We start from the raw sequence: 19917 nt of genomic DNA, 5'->3' as shown, positions 1-19917 counted from the left end.
GGTGCCTTGTCCTATCACGCGCTCACATACCGGCCTTGCTTGGACGCCCTAATCGTGCCGAAGCATGTCGTCGAATGCGGCATCAACGATGCGCGGGCCGACAATCTTCGCCGAAAATTTCGCCTCGTCCTTTGCCACGGGTAGGGGAACGCAGCCGAGCTCACGATTGCGCGTCTGCTGCGGCAGGAGAGTCAAACCCCATCCCACCACGACCAGCACGGCGAGACGGAGAGCGATGACGCTCAGTAATAGTTCCGTTCCGCTGATCGTGGACTGAGTCCTCATGCGTCGCAGCCTGATCCCCGCGGCAACACAAGACAATCTGGAATTGGCGAGCGTTGCCTTCGTCCAGGACGAAGGCTTGCGAAGATGGCTGCTCAGTGCCGCAACTGGCTCTGCCTGAAGTCGCGCGGCGACATCCCGAAATGCTCGCGGAAGACCCGGCCGAAATGCGAGAGGTCGTTAAAGCCCCAGGCGAAGGCGATCTCGCTGATGTGGCGATGGACGAGCATGGGCGAGGCGAGGTCGCGCCGGCACTGCGCAAGGCGCTCGGCGAGGACGTAACGTTGGAACGAGGTCTCCTCGTCGGCGAGAAGGTCGTTCACATAGCGCGGCGAGATGCCGAGCGCAGCGGCGGCCTCCGGCAATGAAAGGTCGGGGTCGGCGAGATGGGCGCGGACATGCGCCTTGAGCCGGTAGATCAGTGCAGAGCGGTGGGTCGAAGATGGCAGCGACGTCTTGCCGAGCCGCTCGCTCAGCGCCATGGCGAGCAGGTCGACCGCCTGTTCGGACAGAACGGCGGCGTTGCCAGGGGCGAGCCGGTCGGCGCTCTGGCAAAGCCGGAAGATGAAATCATAGGCGAGCCGCTCGAGCGGTGCCTCAGTGCCGAACGACATCGCCGTCAGCGTCTCCGTGCGGCCGAGCCGCCGCTGCAACATCTCGCGCGGCACCTTGAAGATGGTCTGCGTGAAAGCGTCGTTGAACTTCAGCTCATAGGGGCGCGTGGTGTCGTAGAGCGCGAACTCGCCGGGATGAACCACGGTCTCACGGCCGTCTTGCACCACGCCGCCATCGCCGCGATGGCCGAGCGCCACCAGGACGAAATCCTGATCCGAGCGCGCGATGCGGGAGGGCGTGCGGAACACATGCTGGCGGTCGGAGCAGACCTCGGAGCACACCGCCTTGCCGAGCGGGATTTGCGTCACCGAGCCGCGAAAGGCGCTGCCGAGATCGGACTTGCAGTCGAGCCCGACGAAGACGTCGCAGACGATGTCCTGCCAGAGGGCGAGCCGCCGGTAGCCGGGGCTGCCGTCCGTCGTGAACTGGATTGGCATCGGCAGGCCTCCCTTTCACACCCAGCGAAATCGCATGTTGGCGCAGATCCAGCCCGATCCGAGGCAAAACCCGTACCGGGCCGAAATCCTGGCCGGTCGAGTTTTTGTTCCGCCGCGGTCGAGCGTCCGATTGCCCGCTTTGGCCCAATAGACTGCATCGGAGATGGCTTCCGATCAACCGGCAATGGAGGCGGCAATGGGCATCGAACATCCGAAATACAAGGTGGCGGTGGTGCAGGCGGCGCCGGCCTGGCTCGATCTCGACGCCTCCATCGACAAGTCGGTCGCGCTGATCCGGGAGGCGGCCGAGAAGGGCGCCAGGCTGATCGCCTTTCCCGAGGCCTTTATCCCCGGTTACCCCTGGCATATCTGGATGGACTCGCCGGCCTGGGCAATCGGCCGCGGCTTCGTGCAGCGCTATTTCGACAACTCGCTGTCCTATGACAGCCCGCAGGCCGAGCGCTTGCGCGATGCCGTGCGCAAGGCCAAGCTCACCGCCGTGATCGGCCTGTCCGAACGCGACGGCGGCAGCCTTTATCTCGCGCAATGGCTGATCGGGCCCGATGGCGAGACCATCGCCAAGCGCCGCAAGCTGCGGCCGACCCATGCCGAGCGCACCGTCTATGGCGAGGGCGACGGCAGCGATCTCGCCGTCCACGCGCGGGCCGACATCGGCCGTCTCGGCGCGCTGTGCTGCTGGGAGCATCTCCAGCCGCTGTCCAAATACGCGATGTACGCCCAGAACGAGCAGGTGCATGTCGCGGCCTGGCCGAGCTTCTCGCTCTACGATCCCTTCGCGCCGGCGCTCGGCGCCGAGGTCAACAACGCCGCCTCGCGTGTCTACGCGGTGGAGGGCTCCTGCTTCGTGCTCGCGCCTTGCGCGACGGTCTCGCAGGCGATGATCGATGAGCTCTGCGACCGGCCGGACAAGCACGCGCTGCTGCATGCCGGTGGCGGCTTTGCCGCGATCTACGGTCCCGACGGCAGCCAGATCGGCGACAAGCTGGCGCCGGATCAGGAGGGGCTATTGATCGCCGAGATCGACCTCGGCGCCATCGGTGTTGCCAAGAACGCGGCAGATCCGGCCGGGCATTATTCGCGGCCCGACGTGACGCGGCTGCTGCTCAACAAGAAGCGGTACCAACGCGTCGAGCAATTTGCGTTGCCGGTGGACACCGTCGAGCCCACGGACATTGCCGCGGCAGCGAGCTGATCACCGAGATCGAGAGGAGGGTACGATCATGGAATCTGCAATTCCTCAGCATCTCGAGACCCAGCGCACGCGCCACAAGCGCGTGCCTGATGATTACCAGCCGCCATATCCGTCCTTCGTGGCGCGCTACAAGCCGACAGTGAGCCGCGTCGTGATGGCTTACTTCGGCGTGCAGTATCGCGGCGCGGCGCCGGCGGCCGCAACGGAGGCGCTTGCCGAAATCGCGGGGCGGTTCGCTGCGCAAGGCGGACCCTCCCATTGGGATCGCGCGCGCTATGTCGACCAGGCCGGGCACGAGACCTTCGTCTCGGTCGCCTATTGGGACGACGTTGCGCGCTTCGACGCCTGGTTCGAACCGGCACGCGCGGCATGGACCGGGAGGCGGCGCGAGGGTGTCGGCACCTTCATCGAGGTGCTGCGTCCCATTGTGGCGCGACACGAGACGCTGTTCTCTTCGCCCGACCGGACCGAGGGTGTCGCGGCCATCGCTGGCGGTATGAGCGGCGAGGTGCAGGAGCACGCTTATTGGGGCGGCATGCGCGACCGTATCCCGCTGTCGCAAACCGACGCGATGACGCCCGGCGGCGCGCCGGAGCTGATCCGGGACGGCGCGCGGCTACGCGTGAGGGCGCACGACAATCTCTGCCTGATCAGATCCGGACAGGATTGGAGCGATACCGAGGCATCCGAGCGAAAGCTCTATCTCGACGATGTCGAGCCGGTGCTGCGCGAAGGCATGGATTTCCTGCGCGACGACGGTCTTGCGATCGGCTGCTATGCCAACCGCTACATGCAGGTGCTCCAGGCCGACGGCCGCGTGAGCGAAAAGTCCTACGGCCAGAGCTGGTGGAAGAGCCTGGCGGCGCTCGAACGCTGGGCGGAGTCGCATCCGACCCATGTCAGGATTTTTGGCGCGGCGATGAAATATCTGTCGACGCTCGGGCCGTCAGCCAAGCTGCGGCTCTATCACGAGGTCACGGTGGCGGCCGCCGACGAGCAGTTCTTCGAATATCTGGACTGTCACCCGAAGACCGGGATGCTGGCGGCGATCGAGACGGTCGTCGCTTAGACGACGCAGTGGCCGAGCAGCTCGGGATGTGCGGCGCAGATGTGATGCGCGCCGGCGTCCCTGAGCTCGGTCTCGCTGCCATAGCCATAGAGCACGCCGATCGCGGTCATGCCGTTGGTGCGGGCGCCGATCACATCGTGGCTGCGGTCGCCGATCATGATGGCGCTGCTCGCGTCGACCTTGGTCTCGTCGAGCGCGTAGCGCAGCAGATCGCGCTTGTCGACGCGGGTGCCGTCGAGCTCGGAGCCGAACACACGCTCGAAGTACGGCTTCAGGCCGAAATGATCGACGATGCGGGTGGCGTAGACTGCGGGCTTGCTGGTTGCGACGAACATCCGCGGCGTCGTCGCGGCCACCGCGGCGAGCGTGTCGTGGATGCCCTGATAGAGCGCATTCTCGAACAGGCCGACCTCGGAAAACCGCTCGCGGTAGAGTAGCAGCGCCCGGTCAGCAAGTTCGTCGGTTCCGACGAGCCTCTTCAGGCTGGCATGCAGCGGCGGCCCAATGCACCAGGTCAGCTCGTCCTGGCTCGGGACCGGCTGGTCGAGTTTTTTCAGGGCATACTGGATCGAACCGGTGATCCCGGGCTTTGGATCGGTGAGTGTGCCGTCGAGATCAAAATAGATTGTCCGCATTTTGGCCGAGCTCAGCGTTGATTGTTCCGGCCGTTGCTAGTTGCCTTGGGGCCCGAGTTCAAGGGCTTGGAGCGAAATGCAGCTTGGTGGGGTCCAGAAGCTGATCTGGCAGTTGCTCGTGGCAGCGTTCGTCTGCACGCCGGCGCTGGCTGAGGACGCACCGGTTCCTCCCACGCAGCTCGGCCCCGAAGCCCCCGCAAAACCGTCGCCATCGCCCGATTCGGCGCGCGAGAGCGATACGCGGGAGTCGATCTGCCTGATCATCGAGGCCGCCGCGCGCGATGCCAATCTCCCGCTGGAATTCTTCGCCCGGGTGATCTGGCAGGAAAGCCGCTTCCAAGCCGACGCGGTAGGCCCGACGACACGCAGCGGCGAGCACGCACAGGGGATCGCGCAGTTCATGCCGGGCACCGCGAGCGAGCGCGGTCTGCTTAATCCGTTCAATCCGGTGCAGGCATTGCCGAAGTCGGCGGAGTTTCTGAATGAGCTGCGCAACCAGTTCGGCAATCTCGGCCTTGCGGCCGCCGCCTACAACGCAGGTCCGCGGCGCGTGCAGGAATGGCTCGCCGGCACCGGCGGCATGCCGGAGCAGACCCGTAACTACGTCTACGCGATCACTGGGACGAGCGTCGATGCCTGGGCCAAGGCGGGTGCGACCGGCAAGGGCCCGCCGAGCGCGCCGCCGACCAGCTGTCGCGACCTGATGGCGCTGCTCAAGCGCGCGCCGAATGCTTTCGTCGCCGAACTCGAGCAGCATGTCGAACTGGCGGCCGCAAAAGCCTGGGGCGTGCAGCTCGCCGCCGGTTTCGACCGCAACAGGGCGCTGGCGATGTATTCCCGCGCCGTCACGCGGCTCGGCACCGCAATCGGCGACCACGATCCGAGCCTTTTGAGCTCGGTGATGCTTAGCCGCGGCACCCGCGCGTTCTACCAGGTGCGCATCGGTGCCGACACGCGCAGCGAGGCGGATGATCTCTGTAACCGGATCAGGAAGGCAGGCGGCGCGTGCTTCGTGCTGAAGAACAGAGGCGTGAGCGGATAGCGCCTCTCGTCATTCCGGGGCGCGCCTTGGGCGCGAGCCCGGAATGACAACGGTGGGTGTGTCGCGCATGCCAGCCCCGCCACGTGTTTCCTTGACGCGAGCCGCCGCATCGCCCGTTATGCAAGCACGATTCCTCACCCGGCCAAGACTTCCGTGGCGCTCCCTCCGCTCGATTCACCGCAATGGAATAGTCCCTGGCTCGCTTTCGGCTGGGGGCTGCGCTCGATCACGCAGACGATCCTCACCATCGTGCTGTTCGTGACCTATCTCGGCATCGGCGCGCTGGCCCATGACACCCATTTCAGCCTGGTCTGGGCGCTCGCCTCGACGCTGTTCGTCTGGGCGGGGCCGGCGCAGATCATCCTGATCACCACGCTGGGCTCCGGCGCCACCGTCATCCAGTCGGCGATTGCAGTCACCGTCAGCGCCATCAGGCTATTCCCGATGGTGGTCTCGGTCTTGCCGCTGATGCGCACGCCGACGACCAAACGGCGCGAGCTGGTCTTTGCCGCGCATCTCACCGCGGTGACGTTGTGGGTCGAATGCCACCGCTTCCTGCCGCTTGTGCCGCGTGAGCGGCGCATCGCCTTCGTTCACGGGCTCGGCTGTGGCCTCGTCTCGGTGTGCCTCGTCGCCAACACGGTCGGCTATTTCCTCGCCGCCAACCTGACCCAGACGCTTGGCGCGGCGATCCTGCTGCTGACGCCGCTGTCCTTCCTGTTCTCGACCGCGCGCAACAGCCGCGAGGTCGCCGATGTCGTCGCGCTCGTGCTGGGCATCTTGCTGTATCCGCTCGCCGCGAAGATGAGTTCCGGCGTTGATATCCTGATCAGCGGGGTGGTGGCAGGCACGATCGCCTATGGCGTGCATTGGTGGCGCGAGGTGCGCGCATGAGCTTTGCGCAAGCGATCGGCGACTGGCACACGCTGGCGGTGCTGTTCGTCGCCGGCGTCATTCCCAACCAGATATGGCGCATGCTGGGACTGTGGTTCGGTGGCGGCATCGACGAAGGCTCCGAACTGCTGGTCTGGGTGCGGGCGGTCGCCACCGCCATCCTGGCCGGTGTCATCGCCCAGATCGTGGTCGAGCCGCCGGGGGCGCTGGCGAGCGTGCCTGATGCCCTGCGCTATGGCGCGGTTGGCGCTGGCCTCGTCGTCTTCCTGCTGACCCGCCGCTCGATTTTCGCGGGCGTGGTGACCGGTGAAGTCTTCATGCTGGCCGGCAAGTGGTGGTTGGGCTAAAACCGCCGGCGAACAGTCAAGGAACAGGAAATATGGTTCGCGAACAGGAGCTCCGCGAGGGCGAGGTCGCCATCGAGCTGCCACCGACGCAAGATGCCGGTCTCGTCTTCATCGGGCGTATTCGTACGCCCTGGACCTCGCGGCTGGAGACGCCGCGGCAGGGGCGTCAGGACGGCCCGATCTGCCGGCTCGAGATCTTCGAGCCGTTCGTGCCGGCCATCAAGGGCGTCGATTTCTACAGCAATCTCGAAGTGCTTTACTGGCTCGACCAGTCGCGCCGCGACATCATCCTGCAGAGCCCGAAGAACAACGAAAAGACCCGCGGCACGTTCTCGCTGCGCTCGCCGGTGCGGCCCAATCCGATCGGCACGTCGATCGTGAAGCTGGTCGGCATCGAGGGCAATGCGATCCTGGTGCGCGGTCTCGATTGCATCGACAACACGCCGCTGATCGACATCAAGCCCGACCGCTGCGAGTTCACGCCATTGGCGGCGCCGCAGCCGGGGGATTTCGAGACGGAGTAATCTGTCATTCCGGGGCGCGCCGAAGGCGCGAGCCCGGAATCCATCAGGCGTCAGCGTCGGTGGTGAAATGGATTCCGGGCTCGCGCCAAGGGGGCGCGCGCCGGAATGACATCAACCCTTCAACGCCGCGATCAGTCTCGCCGCGTGCTCTTCCAATACCTTTGCGTCTTCCTTGCGGCTGGCGGGCGGCAGCATCGCCACGCCGTCGTGGCGCGGCATCACGTGCATGTGCAGGTGAAACACCACTTGTCCGCCGGCGGGCTCGTTGAATTGCTGGATGGTGATGCCGTCGGCCTTGAACGCCTTCATTGCAGCCGCCGCGATTTTGTGTGCGCCGCGGGCGACGTGGGCGTAGTCGTCAGCCTTGATGTCGAGGATGTTGCGGGCAGGGGCCTTCGGGATCACCAGCGTGTGGCCAGGCACGCGCGGCATGATGTCGAGGAACGCGAAGACGTGCTCGTCCTCATAGACCTTGGAGCAGGGCAGCTCACCGCGCAGGATCTTGGCGAAGATGTTGTTGGTGTCGTAGGCGGTCATGGCGGCTCCCCAAGAAATTTGCGCTTGGAATTTTGCGCTTACTGTCACCAGCGACGGCAAACCGTCAAGGCGCCTCGTCGGCGCCTTTGCGGAACGGGCCGAGCTCGGCAAGCTCCCGTCCGGCCTCGGCGACATAGGCGCGCTCGCGCTTGAGGTAATCGTCGATGGCGCGGCGCAGGCCGGGATCGGCGATGAAGTGCGCGGAATGGGTGGTGCGCGGCAGGTAGCCGCGCGCGATCTTGTGCTCGCCTTGCGCGCCGGCCTCGACATGGGTGAGGCCGCGTTTGATCGCGAAATCGATCGCCTGGTAATAGCAGACCTCGAAATGCAGGAACGGGTGATGCTCGACCGCGCCCCAGTTGCGGCCAAACAGCGTGTCCGAGCCGATGAAGTTGATCGCGCCCGCGATCCAGCGATTGTTGCGGCGGACCATCACCAGCAGCACGTCCTCGCTCATGGTCTCCCCGATCAGCGAGAAGAACTCGCGCGTCAGATAGGGACGGCCCCATTTGCGCGACCCGGTCTCCATGTAGAACATGAAGAACGCATCCCAGGCGTCCTCGGTGATGTCCTTGCCGGTGAGCCAGTGGATCGTGATCCCGGCGGGAAGCGCGTCGCGCCGCTCGCGCTTGATCGACTTGCGGTGGCGCGAGTTCAGCGTCGCCAGGAAGTCGTCGAAGCCAGTAAAGCCCTCATTGTGCCAGTGGAACTGCTGGTCGGTACGCTGCAGGAAGCCGTGCTCGGCGAGCAGCTTCCACTCGGCCTCCTGTGCGAAGGTGACGTGGACGGAGGAGGCCTTGCTGACGCCACAGAGCGCCACCAGCCCGCTCGCCAGTGCGTCCATGATGCGCTCGTGATCGACGCCGTCACGGACCAGCAGGCGCGGGCCTGTGGCCGGCGTGAAGGGAACCGAGACCTGGAGCTTCGGATAGTAGCGCCCGCCGGCGCGCTCATAGGCGTCCGCCCAGCCGCGGTCGAAGACGTACTCGCCTTGCGAATGCGATTTCAGATAGCAGGGCACGACACCGGCGACGCGGCCGTCGACCTTGGCCACGAGATGCCGCGGTCCCCAGCCGGTGCGGATTGTCGCCGAACCGGATTTCTCGACGGCGGACAGAAAGGCGTGCGAGACGAAAGGGTTATAGGCGGGTTTTAAGAGGCCGAGGGAGTCGCCTGGAAGTCCGGATGAGGTTCCCGCGCCAAGCCCGTTGCAGGCCTTTTCGTTAAGAGCCTTTTCGTTAAGAGCCTTGCCGGGATTGGCACAGGCGTCCCAGTCCTCCGGGGATACCTCACCAATCGAAGGTACGGCCTCGAGCGTGATTTCGGATGATGCCATTGTTGCCCAAGATCGTGCATTGCAGCAGCGACTTCAAGGGGGCGGGAACGCAGCTCTCGTGCCCCGGACGCAGCGTAGCGCGCCGGCGATGCAAGGCATCGTCCGCGCTGCAGAGCCGGGCCCATCTCACCGCGTAGCGTGCCGCCTTCTGGGTCCCGGCTCTGCGCCGCAACGCCAAAGCGTTGCAGCTTGTCCGGGACACGAGACCATTCCTACGGCACGAACCCCTCAAAGATCATCTGATCGGCATGTTGCCCGACCCGTGTCCGCTGCTCCGGGGTGCGGACGGTCCAGCCGAGCAGGGCGCAGCCGAAGACGTTGCGGGCGATCCAGGGAGCGGGAGCCGGGAGGTCGTCGACCCTGAAGGCAACGAAGTGGGGCTGGGTCTGAAAGCCGTGGCGCAGATACAGCATGCTGTCGCGCTGTTCCTGCGTGAGCTTGGCCCAATAGTCGTCCTCATAGGTCCGCTGCGCGACGATGCCGCGCGGGCGGGAGGGCAACAGCTCGCGCAGTGCCAGCACCTGGTCGGGATCGAACGACATGCCGACGGCGGGGCCGTCATAGGACGCTAGTACCTCGGCCATCCGCTTCACCAGCTTGCGGTCGCCGCCAAAATGGCTTTTCACCTCGATCACCAGCGGGACCCGGCCGGCGACCATGGCGCAGAGGTCGGACAGCGACATCATTCGCTGGTCCGTGTCCTTAAATTTGACAGCCTTCAGCTCCGCCGCGGTCTTCGACACGACCTCGCCGGTGGCCTCGGTGAGGCGGCCGAGCGCATGGTCGTGATGCACCATGGCCTCGCCGTCGGCCGAGAGCTGGATATCGACCTCGATCGAAAAATTGCCCGATATCGCAGCCTGCACCGCGCCAGGCATGTTCTCGACAATGCCGCGGGAAATGTCATGCAGGCCGCGATGGGCGACCGGCCGGGCTGTCAGCCAATCAGGAGCGCGCATGCGCGTCAGGCGACCTCGAACACGCCATCGACCTCGACCGCCGCGTCTGCCGGCAAAGAGGCGACGCCGACGGTGGTGCGGGCATGGCGGCCCTTGTCACCGAAGGCGGCGACCATCAGGTCGGAGGCGCCGTTCAGCACCTTCGGCCCATCCAGAAAATCGGGGGCCGAGTTGATGAAGCCGCCGAGGTGCACCACGCGCACCACCTTGTCGAGGTCGCCAAGCGCCGCCTTGACCTGGGCCAGCAAATTGACCGCGCAGCCGCGGGCGGCCGCCGCGCCGTCTTCGATCGAGACGCCGGCGCCCAGCTTGCCCTTGGCGATCAGCTTGCCGGCGGGGTCGAAGCAGACCTGGCCGGAGACGAACAGCAAATTACCAGTGCGCACGAACGGGACGTAATTGGCCACGGGGGTAGGGGCCTCGTGCAACTTGATGCCCTGTTCCGCCAGCTTTTGCTCGACCGTGCCCGCCATGTTCGACCTCGTTGTCCAGAAATTCCATTCGCCCCGGCGCATCCGTGGGAGGCCGGCCGCGCCCTGTTTCGCCCATCGTGCCGCCACATGCAAGTAAACCGCAGCAGGCTGCCTTTTGCCGAGGCGAGGCCGCAGGTTCAACGGCAGGGCCGCAACTTTACGTGAAACGGCCTCAGTTGCGACGCAATGGAACGGTCATTAAAATGTCGAATCTGCGCATCCCAAGGACGCGTCCCCAAGGAACAGACATGGTGCACCTTTTCCGGACTTCGCTCGGTGTAATGGCGCTCGCGGCGGCCGGTTTAGGCCTCGCCGACAGCGCGCAGGCCGCCAACGGTCCGTTCCTTGCGCACCAGGCACTTTACGATCTCAGCCTGGTGAAATCGCGCTCCAATTCGGTGAGCAGCGCGCGGGGCCGAATTCTCTACAACTTCACCGGAAGCTCGTGCGAGGGCTACACCTCTGAATTCCGCCAGGTGTCCGAGCTCGACAGCGGCGAGGGTAAGGTCACGCTGAGCGACCTCCGCTCCAACTCGTGGGAAGACGCCGGGGGGAAAAGCTACCGCTTCAAGATCGAGACCCGCATGAACGAGGCCGACGCCGGCCGCGTCGACGGCTCGGCCGAGCGCGACGGCGACCACATCAATGTCAAGCTGAAGCTGCCGGCGCCCAAGAACTTCACGCTCGACGGCAAGATCGTGTTCCCGACCGAGCAGATCCAGCGCATCATCGCCGCCGCCAAGGACGGCAAGCCGCTGCTCGAGCTCTCCGTCTATGACGGCTCCGACGACGGCCAGAAGGTCTACAACACGCTGACCGTGATCGGCCAGCCGATCCCCGCCGACCGCGCCGCCGCGCCGGATCCGTCGACTTCCGACGAGCACATGAAATCGCTCAAGCGCTGGCCCGTCACGGTCAGCTATTTCGACCGCGAGGCCCAGCAGAAAGAGGGCGAGCAGACGCCGGTCTATGCGATGGCGTTCGAGCTCTACGAAAACGGCGTCTCGCGCCAGCTCGTGCTCGATTACAACGACTTTGTCATTTCCGGCGCGATGGGCAAGTTCGACGTCAAGGACAGCAAGCCCTGTAATTGAGGGATTGTTGCTACAGCTGCGTACCGCGCACACCATCACCGTCACCCTGAGGTGGCCGCTTCTTCAGCGGCCCTCGAAGGGCGACGGCCCGGCCGTATCAGCGGGGCCGTGCATCCTTCGAGGCTTCCCATACGCCGCTTCGCGTCGCATGGCGCGCACCTCAGGATGACGGTGCACGAGTGTTGCGCGTCGCATCTAGCTCTTGTCATGATCTCCCGCTACGCTCCCTCCCAACCAAAAACCCCAGGGAGCCAGCCCATGCCCAAGCTCGATCATCTCCGTCCCAGCGGCCTGCATCACAATCCCGCTTATTCGCACGTCGTCACCGCCATGGGCGCGCGCACCATCTACATTTCGGGCCAGGTGTCGGTGGATGAGGAGGGGCGGATCGTCGGCGAGGGCGATATCGCCGCGCAGACCACACAGGTGATGCAGAATCTCGGACACGCGCTGAAAGCGGCCGGTGCGAGCTATTCCAACATCGTGAAGATCACGACCTTCGTCGTGAACTACAAGCCGGAGCTGCGCCCGATCATCGGCAAGGCCCGCTCGGCCTTCTTCGAAGGCATGGAGCCGCCGGCGTCGACCCTGGTCGGCGTCTCCGCGCTCGCAGCGCCGGAATGGCTGATCGAAATAGAGGCGGTGGCGGTCGCGGATTGATTTTCGTAGCCCGGATGGAGCGCAGCGCAATCCAGGAAGTCTGCCGCTGAGGACGCACTGCCCCGGATTTCGCTGCGCTCCATCCGGGCTACAAGTGCTTCGCTTTGGACGCCTCTCGCAGGACGGCCATTGCTTCGTCGGCCCTGTCGGCGGGCACAAAGAGATGGTCGTGGTGAAAGGCCGACACCGCGTTCACGCTGATGCCGGCGTCGGCGAGGCGCGCCGTGATCGCAGCCAGGAAGCCGACCGCATCGAGCGCAGAGTGAACCGTCAGGGTGATCAGGCGTGAGGGGAACGCGTAGCGAAGCCCCGCCGCTTCGGCCTCTTCGCGAGGGATCACGAGCGTCGTGCCTTCCTGTTCGCGGAACGTCAGCAGCGGTTTGAGTGCTTCGGGAATGGCCTCGCTGGTCGGGATCGTGCAAAATACGAAGGTGCCGTCCAGCATCTTTGGCCTCATGTGTCTCAGCAGCGCGCCGAGATTATGCTCGCTCGTCATGGTGCCAGCTCCTGCAGGATCGTATGAGCCCTTGCGCAGCTATCGGCGCCGGCGGCTGTTGAGGCCATGACAGGCATACGTTCGTATATCTCCCCGAATCCTTCTCATGCCCTGACCTTACGCTCGTACAATTGAGTGACGGCGGCGGATTCTTACAATTTGAGTCCACTCGGGTCACTGCGAGGAAGCTCAATGAATGTCGTCATTCGAAAGCTCAACGGTTTGTGGCACCTCATTGTCGGGTCTTGTCAGATCCGGACTCCGTTCCTGGAAACGCAGGATCGGCAGCTGGTCGTCCAGTATGCCAGGCGCGCCTATCCGGGTGCACGGATCTTTGAACGCGACTGAGCAGGGCAGGTCCCGATCACTCCTGCGCCTTCTCCGGCCCCTCATACGCGATCCCGCGGATCACCGCGGCGCTGCCGAATTTCTTGCGCAGGCTGTCCACCGCGCGCTCGGCGTGGGCGGCGCGGCGGTCGAGCATGTCGGTGTCGTCGGCGGGCGAGCCGTCGCGCAGCGCGCTGACGCCGGCGCCCATCAGGCGGAAGGCGGTGCCGTCGATCTCCTTGGCCAGCATCTCGCGGCAGATCGCAAAGATCTTTGCGGCGAGCTGGGTCGGGGCCGCGATCGACTGCGAGCGCGTGCGCTGGCGGAAATCTGCGGTCTTCAGCTTCAGCGTGACGGTCGAGCCGCCAAGCTCGCTGCTCTTGAGCCGCGACGAGGTTTTCTCGCACAGCCGCCACAGGATCTTCTCCAGCGTCGCGAAATCGCGGATGTCGGTCTCGAAGGTGGTTTCGCTCGATATCGTCCTGGCGCCGCGATCGGGCTCGACGCGGCGGTCGTCGATGCCGCGGGCGAGGCGCCAGAGCCTGCGGCCATCGCTCGGAAACTGCCGCATCATCTCGATCTCGTCGGCCTTCTGCAGATCGGCGATGATGCGGAAGCCGCGCTGCACCAGGCGCTCCTGCGTCGCAGGTCCGACGCCGAAGATGAAGCCGACGGGCTTCTCGGCAAGCATCGATCGCGCTTCCTCCTGGTCGAGCGCGGCGAAGCCCCGCGGCTTGTCGAGGTCGGAGGCGATCTTGGCCAAAAACTTGTTGCAGGACAGGCCGACCGAGACGGAGATGCCGATGTCGCGCTCGACGTCGCGGGCAAAGCGCGCCAGCACCTTTGCCGGGATCATGCCGTGCACCCGTTCGGTGCCGGAGAGATCGAGGAAGGCCTCGTCGATCGAGAGCGGCTCGACCAGCGGCGTCAGCGCCTGCATGGCCTGACGCACCTCGCGGCCGACGCGGACATATTTGGCCATATCCGGCGGGATCACGGTCGCGTGCGGGCAGGCTTCCAACGCCTTGAACATCGGCATGGCCGAGCGCACGCCATAGGTGCGGGCGATGTAGCAGGCGGCCGACACCACGCCGCGTTTTCCCCCGCCGATGATGACCGGCTTGTCGGCAATGTCAGGATTGTCGCGCTTCTCGACCGTCGCATAGAAGGCGTCGCAGTCGATGTGGGCGATGGTCAAGCCCGCGAGCGCGCGGTGGCGGACGAGGCGAGGGGAACCGCAGGCGGAACAGCGCCGCACGCCCATGTCGAGATCGGCCGAACAATCCCGGCAGAAGCAACGAGGCCCGGCCGGGTCGGAAACGGTCACGGCACGTCGCGCTCCCAGGAGGGGTCGCCGAGCGCGTCGCCGAGGACCTGCCGCGCCGCCGCGACGTTGGTCGGATGCAGTTCCGCGGTCGAGGCAAAGGCCTTCACAGTGGCGTCATCGCGCAGCACGAAATCGAGCACGCTGAGCAGGAAATTGGGGTCCGCGGCGGCATTGCGCAGGGTCTCCGGACCGACCCCTGTCTCGGCCAGAAACCGGCCCAGCCGCTCGGGATCGCTCGCAACGAAAGAGAGCGCTTGAATCGCAACGATTTCAGCGACTTCGCGGGGGTTGTGAACAGGCTTTTTCAAGGGGACGGTTTGCCTTTCCGTTAACTTTCGGTCTCTAATTTGGAATCATCATGCCCGAGTCTCGGCCCTGAGTCTTCCGACCCCAGGCAAGCAACTGGAAACCACATCGCAGAAAGTCGACCCTCGGGTTTAACGAAACTCAAGCGAATCTGAGGCTAGTTTGAATCCAGTTTTCGAAGCGCCGGCGAGCGGCGCCTGAGGCGTTACATGTATGGGTCCTTCGGACCAATCAGGAGGGCGGGATGGCTAAGACCGTCCTGATCGTGGAAGACAACGAGCTCAACATGAAGCTCTTCCGCGACCTGTTGGAGGCGCACGGCTACCAGACCTCCGGCACCAGCAACGGCTACGAGGCGCTCGACCTCGTTCGCAAGATGCGGCCCGACCTCGTGCTGATGGATATCCAATTGCCGCAGGTCTCCGGCCTCGAGGTGACGCGCTGGATCAAGGACGATCCGGAGCTGCGCGCCATTCCCGTCGTCGCGGTCACGGCGTTCGCGATGAAGGGTGACGAAGAGCGCATCCGCGAGGGCGGCTGCGAGGCCTATTTGTCCAAGCCGATCTCGGTCGGCAAATTCATTGAGACGGTCCGGCGTTTTATCGGATAGGAAGTGAGTTCACAGTGTCCGCGCGTATCCTGGTTGTCGATGACGTTCCTGCCAACGTCAAACTCCTCGAAGCCCGCCTGTCCGCCGAATATTTCGACGTGATGACCGCCTCGAACGGCACCGAGGCGCTGGCGATCTGTCATCGCGCTGAATGCGACATCATCCTGCTCGACGTGATGATGCCCGACATCGACGGTTTTGAAGTTTGCCGCCGCCTCAAGAGCGATCCGGCCACGCACCACATTCCCGTCGTGATGGTGACGGCGCTCGACAGTCCGTCCGACCGTAACCGGGGGCTGGAAGCGGGCGCCGACGACTTCCTGACCAAACCCGTCTCCGACGTCGTTCTGATCGCGCGGGTGCGCTCGTTGACGCGGCTGAAGATGATGACCGACGAGCTGCGCATGCGCGCCATCACCTCGCTCGAGATCGGCATGCAGGCACCCGAGCGCAGCGCCGTGGCCGACACCGGCAAGGGCGGCCGCATCCTGCTGGTCGACGACCGTCCGTCCTCCTACGAGCGGCTGGCGACGATCCTCGCCGCCGAGCACACCATCGACGTCGAGCCGAACCCGACGGAGGCGCTGTTCCACGCCGCCGAGGGCAATTACGATTTGCTGATCGTCTCGCTCGACCTCAACAATTTCGACGGCCTGAGGCTCTGCAGCCAGGCGCGCTCGCTGGAGCGCACGCGCCATGTGCCGATCCTGGCGATTGCGGACCCCGAGAACTCGACGCGGCTGCTCCGCGGCCTCGAGATCGGCGTCAACGACTATCTGCTGCGTCCCATCGACAAGACCGAGCTGCTGGCGCGGGCCCGCACCCAGATCCGCCGCCGCCGCTATACCGACCATCTGCGCGACAATGTGCAGAACTCGATCGAGATGGCGATCACGGACGCGCTCACCGGCCTGCACAATCGCCGCTACATGGAGAGCCATCTGGCGACGCTCGCCGAGCAGGCTTCGACCCGCGGCAAGCCGCTGGCGCTGATGATCCTGGACATCGACTTCTTCAAGTCGATCAACGACAATTACGGCCACGACGCCGGCGACGACGTGCTGCGCGAATTCGCGGTGCGGGTGCGCAAGTCGATCCGCGGCATTGACCTGGCCTGCCGCTATGGCGGCGAGGAGTTCGTCATCGTGATGCCGGAGACCGATCTCCACGTCGCCGGCATGGTCGCCGAGCGCCTGCGCCGCTCGATCGCGGGCGAGCCGTTCGCGATCCACAAAGGCGCCAAGCGCATCGAGGTCACGATCTCGATCGGCCTGACCACGCTGGAGCAGAAGGGCGAGGCGGTCGCCGACGTCCTCAAGCGCGCCGATACCGCGCTGTATCGGGCCAAGCACGACGGGCGCAACCGTGTGGTGTCGCAGGCTGCGTAAAGGCCACCGGCAGCAAAAGCCGCAAAACAACCCCATGCACAGTAGCCGGCGCCAGCCGGATCAATGGGTTACGTGCGCGGCAAAGATAGCTTGCGCGGACCGTCGCGCCGTTTGACCCGTCGGGCAAAACAGGGAGGATGTTGGTAGCGTCGCGAAATGGCCTGACGTGGAGTCAGGATCACCCGCTTTCGCGGGTGATGACACCGAACGATGCGGCGAGGGTTATTGTGGCGTCGGCTTGCGTCGCTTCTCCGCCGGCTTCCCCGCATCCCCCACATCCACCCCCGCATTCCGCAACAACACCGTCGCCGCTTCCTTCGCAGCTCTTGCCATTGCCGGATCGTCTCGCACGAGGTCCTGCGCGATCGAGCCGTCGACCAGCAGCACCAGCTGCGTTGCGAGCGCATCCGCCTCGGTCACACCAAGCTCGTTCAGGCGGTCGCGAAACCAGAGGCGGCGGCTTTCCTTGAAGGCGACCGCGATCTTCTTCACGGCGCGGTCCTGAGGGCCGAGCTCGGCGACCGCGTTCACGAACGGGCAGCCGCGAAAGTCCTTCGCCGCAAAACGCCGCTCCAGCGAATCGAATGTCGCAAGAATCTGCTCGGCCGGCGGCTTGTCGGAGGGAGAGGCGTGTACGAAGCGGCGCTCGAGGTATGCCGCGATCAGCGCGTCCTTGGACGGGAAGTGGTTGTAGAGCGTGCGCTTGGAGATGCCGATCTCGGCCGCGATGGTGTCAACGCCGATGGCGCGAATGCCCTGCAGATAGAACAGCTTGTCGGCGGTCTGAAGGATCCGCTCTTTCATCGTCTGTGGGGCGGGCGGGGGAGCCATGCAGCGACGCGCATCCTCTTGGCTTGACAGCTGGGGCGCAACATCGCCTAAGTACACAGGTCTGTGTAACCAAAATCAACCGATATTTCAGACGACGGCATTTGCGCCGTGCCCCCGAGGGAGACGAAAATGCCCCTGCTGCAGGTCCTGCGTCCGACATTGCCCATCCTGATCGGCGCCTCGATCATGCTGACGCTGAGCATGGGGCTGCGGCAGAGCCTCGGCATCTTCATGCAGCCGCTGACCCACGACATCCACATTTCGATCTCGGATTTCACGCTGGCGCTGGCGGTGCAGAACCTCGCCTGGGGCTTCCTCCAGCCCCTCGCCGGCGCGATGACGGTGCGCTACGGCTTCCGCCCGATCATGATCGTCGGCGCGCTGATGTACATCGTGGGCCTCATTCTGATGGCGACCGCGAACGGCCTCGTCAGCATCATGATCGGCGCGGGCGTGTTGATCGGGACGTCGCTGGCCTGCACTGCGGCCGCTATCGCGATGTCGGTGGCAGCGCGCGCGGTGCCCGAAACGGTGCGCTCGACTGTGCTCGGCATTGTCTCCGGCGCGGGCTCGCTCGGCGCGCTGCTGTCGGCGCCGATCGGACAGATGCTCAATGAGGGGTTTGGCTGGCGCGTCGGACTTGCCGGCTTCGTCGTCATGTCGGTGCTGATGATTCCGGCCGCGTGGTACGCGGGGCGCGTCGACCAGGTCCCGCTGCCGAAGCCGGCTGCCGACGAGATCGACGATGCCACGGCTGCGACCGCGGCGAGGACCGCGTTCGGCAATGCCTCCTTCGTGGTGATGACCTGCGCCTATCTCGTCTGCGGCATGCAACTGGTCTTCATCACCACGCATCTGCCGTCGTACCTCGCGATCTGCGGCCTCGATCCGATGCTGAGCGCGCAGACGCTCGGCATGATCGGCGGCTTCAACGTCCTCGGCTCGCTGTTCTTCGGCTGGGCCGGCCAGCGCTGGAACAAGCTGGCGCTGCTGGGGGCGATCTACATCCTGCGCTCGCTGGCGCTCGCCTGGTATTTCATGCTGCCGGCAACGCCGTTCTCGACGTTGCTGTTCGGCGCGATCATGGGCTTCTTGTGGATGGGCGTCGGGCCGCTGGTCGCGGGCGCGGTCGCCGAGATGTTCGGCCTGCGCTGGCAGGCGATGATCCAGGGCCTCGCCTTCATGAGCCACCAGATCGGCAGCTTCCTCGGCGCCTACGGAGGCGGGGTACTCTACGACGCGCTCGGCTCCTACACCATGGCCTGGCGCATCGGCGTGGCGCTCGGCCTTGCCGGGGGCATCGTGCAGGTGGCGTTCGCGCTTGTCAGGCCGTCGCAGCCGCCGACGCCAGTGTTGAAGGCGGCGTAGGCTTCTGGGATTAGTATCTCTCACCGTCACCCTGAGGTGCTCGCCTTCGGCGAGCCTCGAAGGGCGACGGCGCGGCTGCATCTCGACCGTTCATCCTTCGAGGCTCCCGGCGCGATGCTCTTGCATCGCGCCACTCGCACCTCAGGATGACGGATCGGGATAAGCGCTTGCAGCAATCGGCGAGCGGTATGGACTAGCGATGTCCTGAGCGCTTGAGATCGGCGACCTTGAACCTGTTGCCGGCCTGCAGGCTGCTGCAAAACCAGTGGGCTCTGTTTCGAAATTCGCCCAGGAACACCTTCGTCTCGACGCAATTCTCGTAGGATGAATGGGTGATGGTGTCTCGGCACGTTGGCGAGAAGGGTCCATAGTTCACATTGCCGCCCGACTCGCTGCATCCGATCCACGGCTCCTTGCCGTGCCGGAAGCTTGATGCACAGCCACCGTTGCAGCTGCTGGCGACTTTCTCCAGGCTGGCTATCCTCCCCATCACAGAACTCGGTGCATAGGAAGGCGTGCGCGCGGTTGCCGTTCGAGTGGTTGACGCAGTCCGACGAGGCGCCGTTGTGTTTGCTCCCCGCTCCGACACGTGGGGCTTTGCCACCTGTTTCGGCGCATCGACCGTGACAGGGGGAAGCGTGGCGGCGGAGCCGGTCGGGATTTGCGATGCGGCCGGGGCGCACAGCAGGATAGTCGACAAGGCTGCGATGGTTGAAGGCACGACAAGGCTCGATGACAATCTCATGACCATGTCCTTCCCAAATCCGGACGGAAATTCCGTGCCGGTATGTGCACGGTAACAGACATTTAGGATTGAGCAACCGGGGGTTGAGGGATCGCTTAGCGATAAATTCGCCATCGCCATGGCAACCAACAAGAGAATGCGCTTGCTGGGCGGCTTGTCCACCGAAGCTCGAAGAACGAAGGCGGAAGCGAAGCGGTTGGGAACGACTCTGCAGCGCAGCGCGCCGATGTGGCGGCGGCTCGCGCTCTCTGACCGTCACCCTGAGGTGCTCGTCCTGCGGTTTCCCGCAGGGCGAGCCTCGAAGGGCGACAGCCCGGCCGCATCTCGGCCGTTCATCCTTCGAGGCTCTCCGCGCGATGCTTTGCATCGCACGGCTCGCGCCTCAGGATAACGGAGAAGGAT

The 19917-nt window shown here is 65.0% G+C and carries 23 protein-coding genes; 11 read left to right on the top strand and 12 right to left on the bottom strand.

Features of this window, described 5'->3' with window-relative positions:
* Positions 1-48 precede the first annotated feature (48 nt).
* Both GGD62_RS33370 and GGD62_RS33365 read right to left on the bottom strand, forming a co-directional pair.
* A complete protein-coding gene (locus tag GGD62_RS33370) occupies positions 49-285 on the bottom strand; it encodes a hypothetical protein (RefSeq protein ID WP_183712426.1) in 237 nt (78 codons plus the stop codon).
* 92 nt (positions 286-377) lie between these two features.
* Entirely contained in the window at positions 378-1334 is a 957-nt protein-coding gene (locus GGD62_RS33365) for a helix-turn-helix domain-containing protein (RefSeq protein ID WP_183712424.1), read from the bottom strand.
* 196 nt (positions 1335-1530) lie between these two features.
* Between GGD62_RS33365 and GGD62_RS33360 the strand changes: the two genes are divergently transcribed.
* Together GGD62_RS33360 and GGD62_RS33355 are read left to right on the top strand one after the other, a co-directional pair.
* Positions 1531-2547: a carbon-nitrogen hydrolase family protein gene (locus tag GGD62_RS33360; protein ID WP_183712422.1), complete on the top strand. Its 1017-nt coding sequence runs from the start codon at positions 1531-1533 to the stop codon at positions 2545-2547.
* A gap of 28 nt (positions 2548-2575) precedes the next feature.
* Positions 2576-3616 carry a phenylacetaldoxime dehydratase family protein gene (locus GGD62_RS33355; protein WP_092257685.1) on the top strand — a complete coding sequence of 347 codons (1041 nt, stop codon included), beginning with the start codon at positions 2576-2578 and terminating at the stop codon, positions 3614-3616.
* On the opposite strand, the gene GGD62_RS33350 is transcribed toward GGD62_RS33355, so the two are convergent.
* Complete coding sequence (locus tag GGD62_RS33350; RefSeq protein ID WP_092257682.1) at positions 3613-4251, bottom strand: HAD family hydrolase; 639 nt, start codon at positions 4249-4251, stop codon at positions 3613-3615. The two genes, GGD62_RS33355 and GGD62_RS33350, sit on opposite strands and share 4 nt — an antisense overlap.
* Positions 4252-4327: 76 nt before the next feature.
* Here GGD62_RS33350 and GGD62_RS33345 point away from each other — a divergent pair, with 76 nt between their 5' ends.
* From GGD62_RS33345 to tsaA, 4 genes are all read left to right on the top strand, one after another.
* Positions 4328-5293, top strand: a complete 966-nt coding sequence (locus GGD62_RS33345) for a lytic transglycosylase domain-containing protein (protein WP_183712420.1) — start codon at positions 4328-4330, stop codon at positions 5291-5293.
* Positions 5294-5446: 153 nt separating this feature from the next.
* Entirely contained in the window at positions 5447-6187 is a 741-nt protein-coding gene (locus GGD62_RS33340; protein ID WP_179738623.1) for an AzlC family ABC transporter permease, read from the top strand.
* Positions 6184-6534, top strand: coding sequence for an AzlD domain-containing protein (locus tag GGD62_RS33335; RefSeq protein ID WP_183712418.1), 351 nt, complete (start codon positions 6184-6186; stop codon positions 6532-6534). The genes GGD62_RS33340 and GGD62_RS33335 overlap by 4 nt, the downstream gene beginning before the upstream one ends.
* Before the next feature lie 32 nt (positions 6535-6566).
* The gene (gene tsaA, locus GGD62_RS33330) at positions 6567-7058 is read left to right on the top strand and encodes a tRNA (N6-threonylcarbamoyladenosine(37)-N6)-methyltransferase TrmO (RefSeq protein WP_018321134.1); all 492 of its coding nucleotides are present in this window, start codon (positions 6567-6569) and stop codon (positions 7056-7058) included.
* A gap of 111 nt (positions 7059-7169) precedes the next feature.
* Here tsaA and GGD62_RS33325 read toward each other — a convergent pair whose 3' ends face one another.
* The 4 genes from GGD62_RS33325 to GGD62_RS33310 all read right to left on the bottom strand — a co-directional run bounded on the left by GGD62_RS33325 (position 7170) and on the right by GGD62_RS33310 (position 10363).
* Complete coding sequence (locus tag GGD62_RS33325; protein ID WP_183712416.1) at positions 7170-7595, bottom strand: HIT domain-containing protein; 426 nt, start codon at positions 7593-7595, stop codon at positions 7170-7172.
* Positions 7596-7659: 64 nt separating this feature from the next.
* Positions 7660-8931 (bottom strand): GNAT family N-acetyltransferase, encoded by a 1272-nt coding sequence (locus GGD62_RS33320; protein WP_183712414.1) that lies wholly within the window; start codon positions 8929-8931, stop codon positions 7660-7662.
* A gap of 212 nt (positions 8932-9143) precedes the next feature.
* On the bottom strand, positions 9144-9890 hold the full coding sequence (locus GGD62_RS33315; RefSeq protein WP_183712411.1) for a glycerophosphodiester phosphodiesterase: 747 nt from the start codon (positions 9888-9890) through the stop codon (positions 9144-9146).
* A gap of 5 nt (positions 9891-9895) precedes the next feature.
* Positions 9896-10363, bottom strand: coding sequence for a RidA family protein (locus GGD62_RS33310; RefSeq protein ID WP_183712409.1), 468 nt, complete (start codon positions 10361-10363; stop codon positions 9896-9898).
* A gap of 248 nt (positions 10364-10611) precedes the next feature.
* On the opposite strand from GGD62_RS33310, the gene GGD62_RS33305 reads away from it, so the two are divergent.
* On the top strand, positions 10612-11457 hold the full coding sequence (locus GGD62_RS33305; RefSeq protein ID WP_026202492.1) for a cell envelope integrity EipB family protein: 846 nt from the start codon (positions 10612-10614) through the stop codon (positions 11455-11457).
* A gap of 258 nt (positions 11458-11715) precedes the next feature.
* Positions 11716-12117 (top strand): RidA family protein, encoded by a 402-nt coding sequence (locus GGD62_RS33300; RefSeq protein WP_092257659.1) that lies wholly within the window; start codon positions 11716-11718, stop codon positions 12115-12117.
* 88 nt (positions 12118-12205) lie between these two features.
* Here the strand turns inward: GGD62_RS33300 and GGD62_RS33295 are convergent, their stop codons facing one another.
* From GGD62_RS33295 to GGD62_RS33285, 3 genes are all read right to left on the bottom strand, one after another.
* Complete coding sequence (locus tag GGD62_RS33295; RefSeq protein WP_183712407.1) at positions 12206-12613, bottom strand: ACT domain-containing protein; 408 nt, start codon at positions 12611-12613, stop codon at positions 12206-12208.
* Between the two features lie 364 nt (positions 12614-12977).
* The gene (locus tag GGD62_RS33290) at positions 12978-14267 is read right to left on the bottom strand and encodes a DNA polymerase IV (RefSeq protein ID WP_183712405.1); all 1290 of its coding nucleotides are present in this window, start codon (positions 14265-14267) and stop codon (positions 12978-12980) included.
* The gene (locus GGD62_RS33285; protein ID WP_183712403.1) at positions 14264-14575 is read right to left on the bottom strand and encodes a DUF3572 domain-containing protein; all 312 of its coding nucleotides are present in this window, start codon (positions 14573-14575) and stop codon (positions 14264-14266) included. Before GGD62_RS33285 ends, GGD62_RS33290 begins: the two co-directional genes overlap by 4 nt.
* Positions 14576-14817: 242 nt before the next feature.
* On the opposite strand from GGD62_RS33285, the gene GGD62_RS33280 reads away from it, so the two are divergent.
* Both GGD62_RS33280 and GGD62_RS33275 read left to right on the top strand, forming a co-directional pair.
* On the top strand, positions 14818-15183 hold the full coding sequence (locus GGD62_RS33280) for a response regulator (RefSeq protein ID WP_008566616.1): 366 nt from the start codon (positions 14818-14820) through the stop codon (positions 15181-15183).
* Positions 15184-15197: 14 nt separating this feature from the next.
* Positions 15198-16571, top strand: coding sequence for a PleD family two-component system response regulator (locus GGD62_RS33275; protein WP_018321124.1), 1374 nt, complete (start codon positions 15198-15200; stop codon positions 16569-16571).
* 222 nt (positions 16572-16793) lie between these two features.
* Here GGD62_RS33275 and GGD62_RS33270 read toward each other — a convergent pair whose 3' ends face one another.
* The gene (locus GGD62_RS33270) at positions 16794-17402 is read right to left on the bottom strand and encodes a TetR/AcrR family transcriptional regulator (protein WP_183712401.1); all 609 of its coding nucleotides are present in this window, start codon (positions 17400-17402) and stop codon (positions 16794-16796) included.
* 129 nt (positions 17403-17531) lie between these two features.
* Here GGD62_RS33270 and GGD62_RS33265 point away from each other — a divergent pair, with 129 nt between their 5' ends.
* Positions 17532-18770, top strand: a complete 1239-nt coding sequence (locus GGD62_RS33265) for an MFS transporter (protein ID WP_183712399.1) — start codon at positions 17532-17534, stop codon at positions 18768-18770.
* A gap of 193 nt (positions 18771-18963) precedes the next feature.
* Here GGD62_RS33265 and GGD62_RS33260 read toward each other — a convergent pair whose 3' ends face one another.
* Positions 18964-19677 (bottom strand): hypothetical protein, encoded by a 714-nt coding sequence (locus GGD62_RS33260; RefSeq protein ID WP_246800374.1) that lies wholly within the window; start codon positions 19675-19677, stop codon positions 18964-18966.
* Positions 19678-19917 lie beyond the last annotated feature (240 nt).

This window comes from Bradyrhizobium sp. ERR14 (assembly GCF_014198235.1).
GTDB lineage: Bacteria > Pseudomonadota > Alphaproteobacteria > Rhizobiales > Xanthobacteraceae > Bradyrhizobium.
Note: the sequence above shows the minus strand (reverse complement) of the source record. Positions and strands in the feature narration are given on the sequence as shown.

Excerpts from the sequence above, each read along its gene's own strand:
- GGD62_RS33295 (WP_183712407.1), bottom strand. The coding sequence starts at position 12,613 with ATGACGAGCGAGCATAATCTCGGCGCGCTGCTGAGACACATGAGGCCA.
- GGD62_RS33360 (WP_183712422.1), top strand. The coding sequence starts at position 1,531 with ATGGGCATCGAACATCCGAAATACAAGGTGGCGGTGGTGCAGGCGGCG.
- GGD62_RS33345 (WP_183712420.1), top strand. The coding sequence starts at position 4,328 with ATGCAGCTTGGTGGGGTCCAGAAGCTGATCTGGCAGTTGCTCGTGGCA.
- GGD62_RS33305 (WP_026202492.1), top strand. The coding sequence starts at position 10,612 with ATGGTGCACCTTTTCCGGACTTCGCTCGGTGTAATGGCGCTCGCGGCG.
- GGD62_RS33335 (WP_183712418.1), top strand. The coding sequence starts at position 6,184 with ATGAGCTTTGCGCAAGCGATCGGCGACTGGCACACGCTGGCGGTGCTG.
- GGD62_RS33365 (WP_183712424.1), bottom strand. The coding sequence starts at position 1,334 with ATGCCAATCCAGTTCACGACGGACGGCAGCCCCGGCTACCGGCGGCTC.
- GGD62_RS33300 (WP_092257659.1), top strand. The coding sequence starts at position 11,716 with ATGCCCAAGCTCGATCATCTCCGTCCCAGCGGCCTGCATCACAATCCC.
- GGD62_RS33280 (WP_008566616.1), top strand. The coding sequence starts at position 14,818 with ATGGCTAAGACCGTCCTGATCGTGGAAGACAACGAGCTCAACATGAAG.
- GGD62_RS33265 (WP_183712399.1), top strand. The coding sequence starts at position 17,532 with ATGCCCCTGCTGCAGGTCCTGCGTCCGACATTGCCCATCCTGATCGGC.
- GGD62_RS33355 (WP_092257685.1), top strand. The coding sequence starts at position 2,576 with ATGGAATCTGCAATTCCTCAGCATCTCGAGACCCAGCGCACGCGCCAC.
- GGD62_RS33320 (WP_183712414.1), bottom strand. The coding sequence starts at position 8,931 with ATGGCATCATCCGAAATCACGCTCGAGGCCGTACCTTCGATTGGTGAG.
- GGD62_RS33350 (WP_092257682.1), bottom strand. The coding sequence starts at position 4,251 with ATGCGGACAATCTATTTTGATCTCGACGGCACACTCACCGATCCAAAG.
- GGD62_RS33370 (WP_183712426.1), bottom strand. The coding sequence starts at position 285 with ATGAGGACTCAGTCCACGATCAGCGGAACGGAACTATTACTGAGCGTC.
- GGD62_RS33315 (WP_183712411.1), bottom strand. The coding sequence starts at position 9,890 with ATGCGCGCTCCTGATTGGCTGACAGCCCGGCCGGTCGCCCATCGCGGC.
- GGD62_RS33310 (WP_183712409.1), bottom strand. The coding sequence starts at position 10,363 with ATGGCGGGCACGGTCGAGCAAAAGCTGGCGGAACAGGGCATCAAGTTG.
- GGD62_RS33270 (WP_183712401.1), bottom strand. The coding sequence starts at position 17,402 with ATGGCTCCCCCGCCCGCCCCACAGACGATGAAAGAGCGGATCCTTCAG.
- GGD62_RS33325 (WP_183712416.1), bottom strand. The coding sequence starts at position 7,595 with ATGACCGCCTACGACACCAACAACATCTTCGCCAAGATCCTGCGCGGT.
- tsaA (WP_018321134.1), top strand. The coding sequence starts at position 6,567 with ATGGTTCGCGAACAGGAGCTCCGCGAGGGCGAGGTCGCCATCGAGCTG.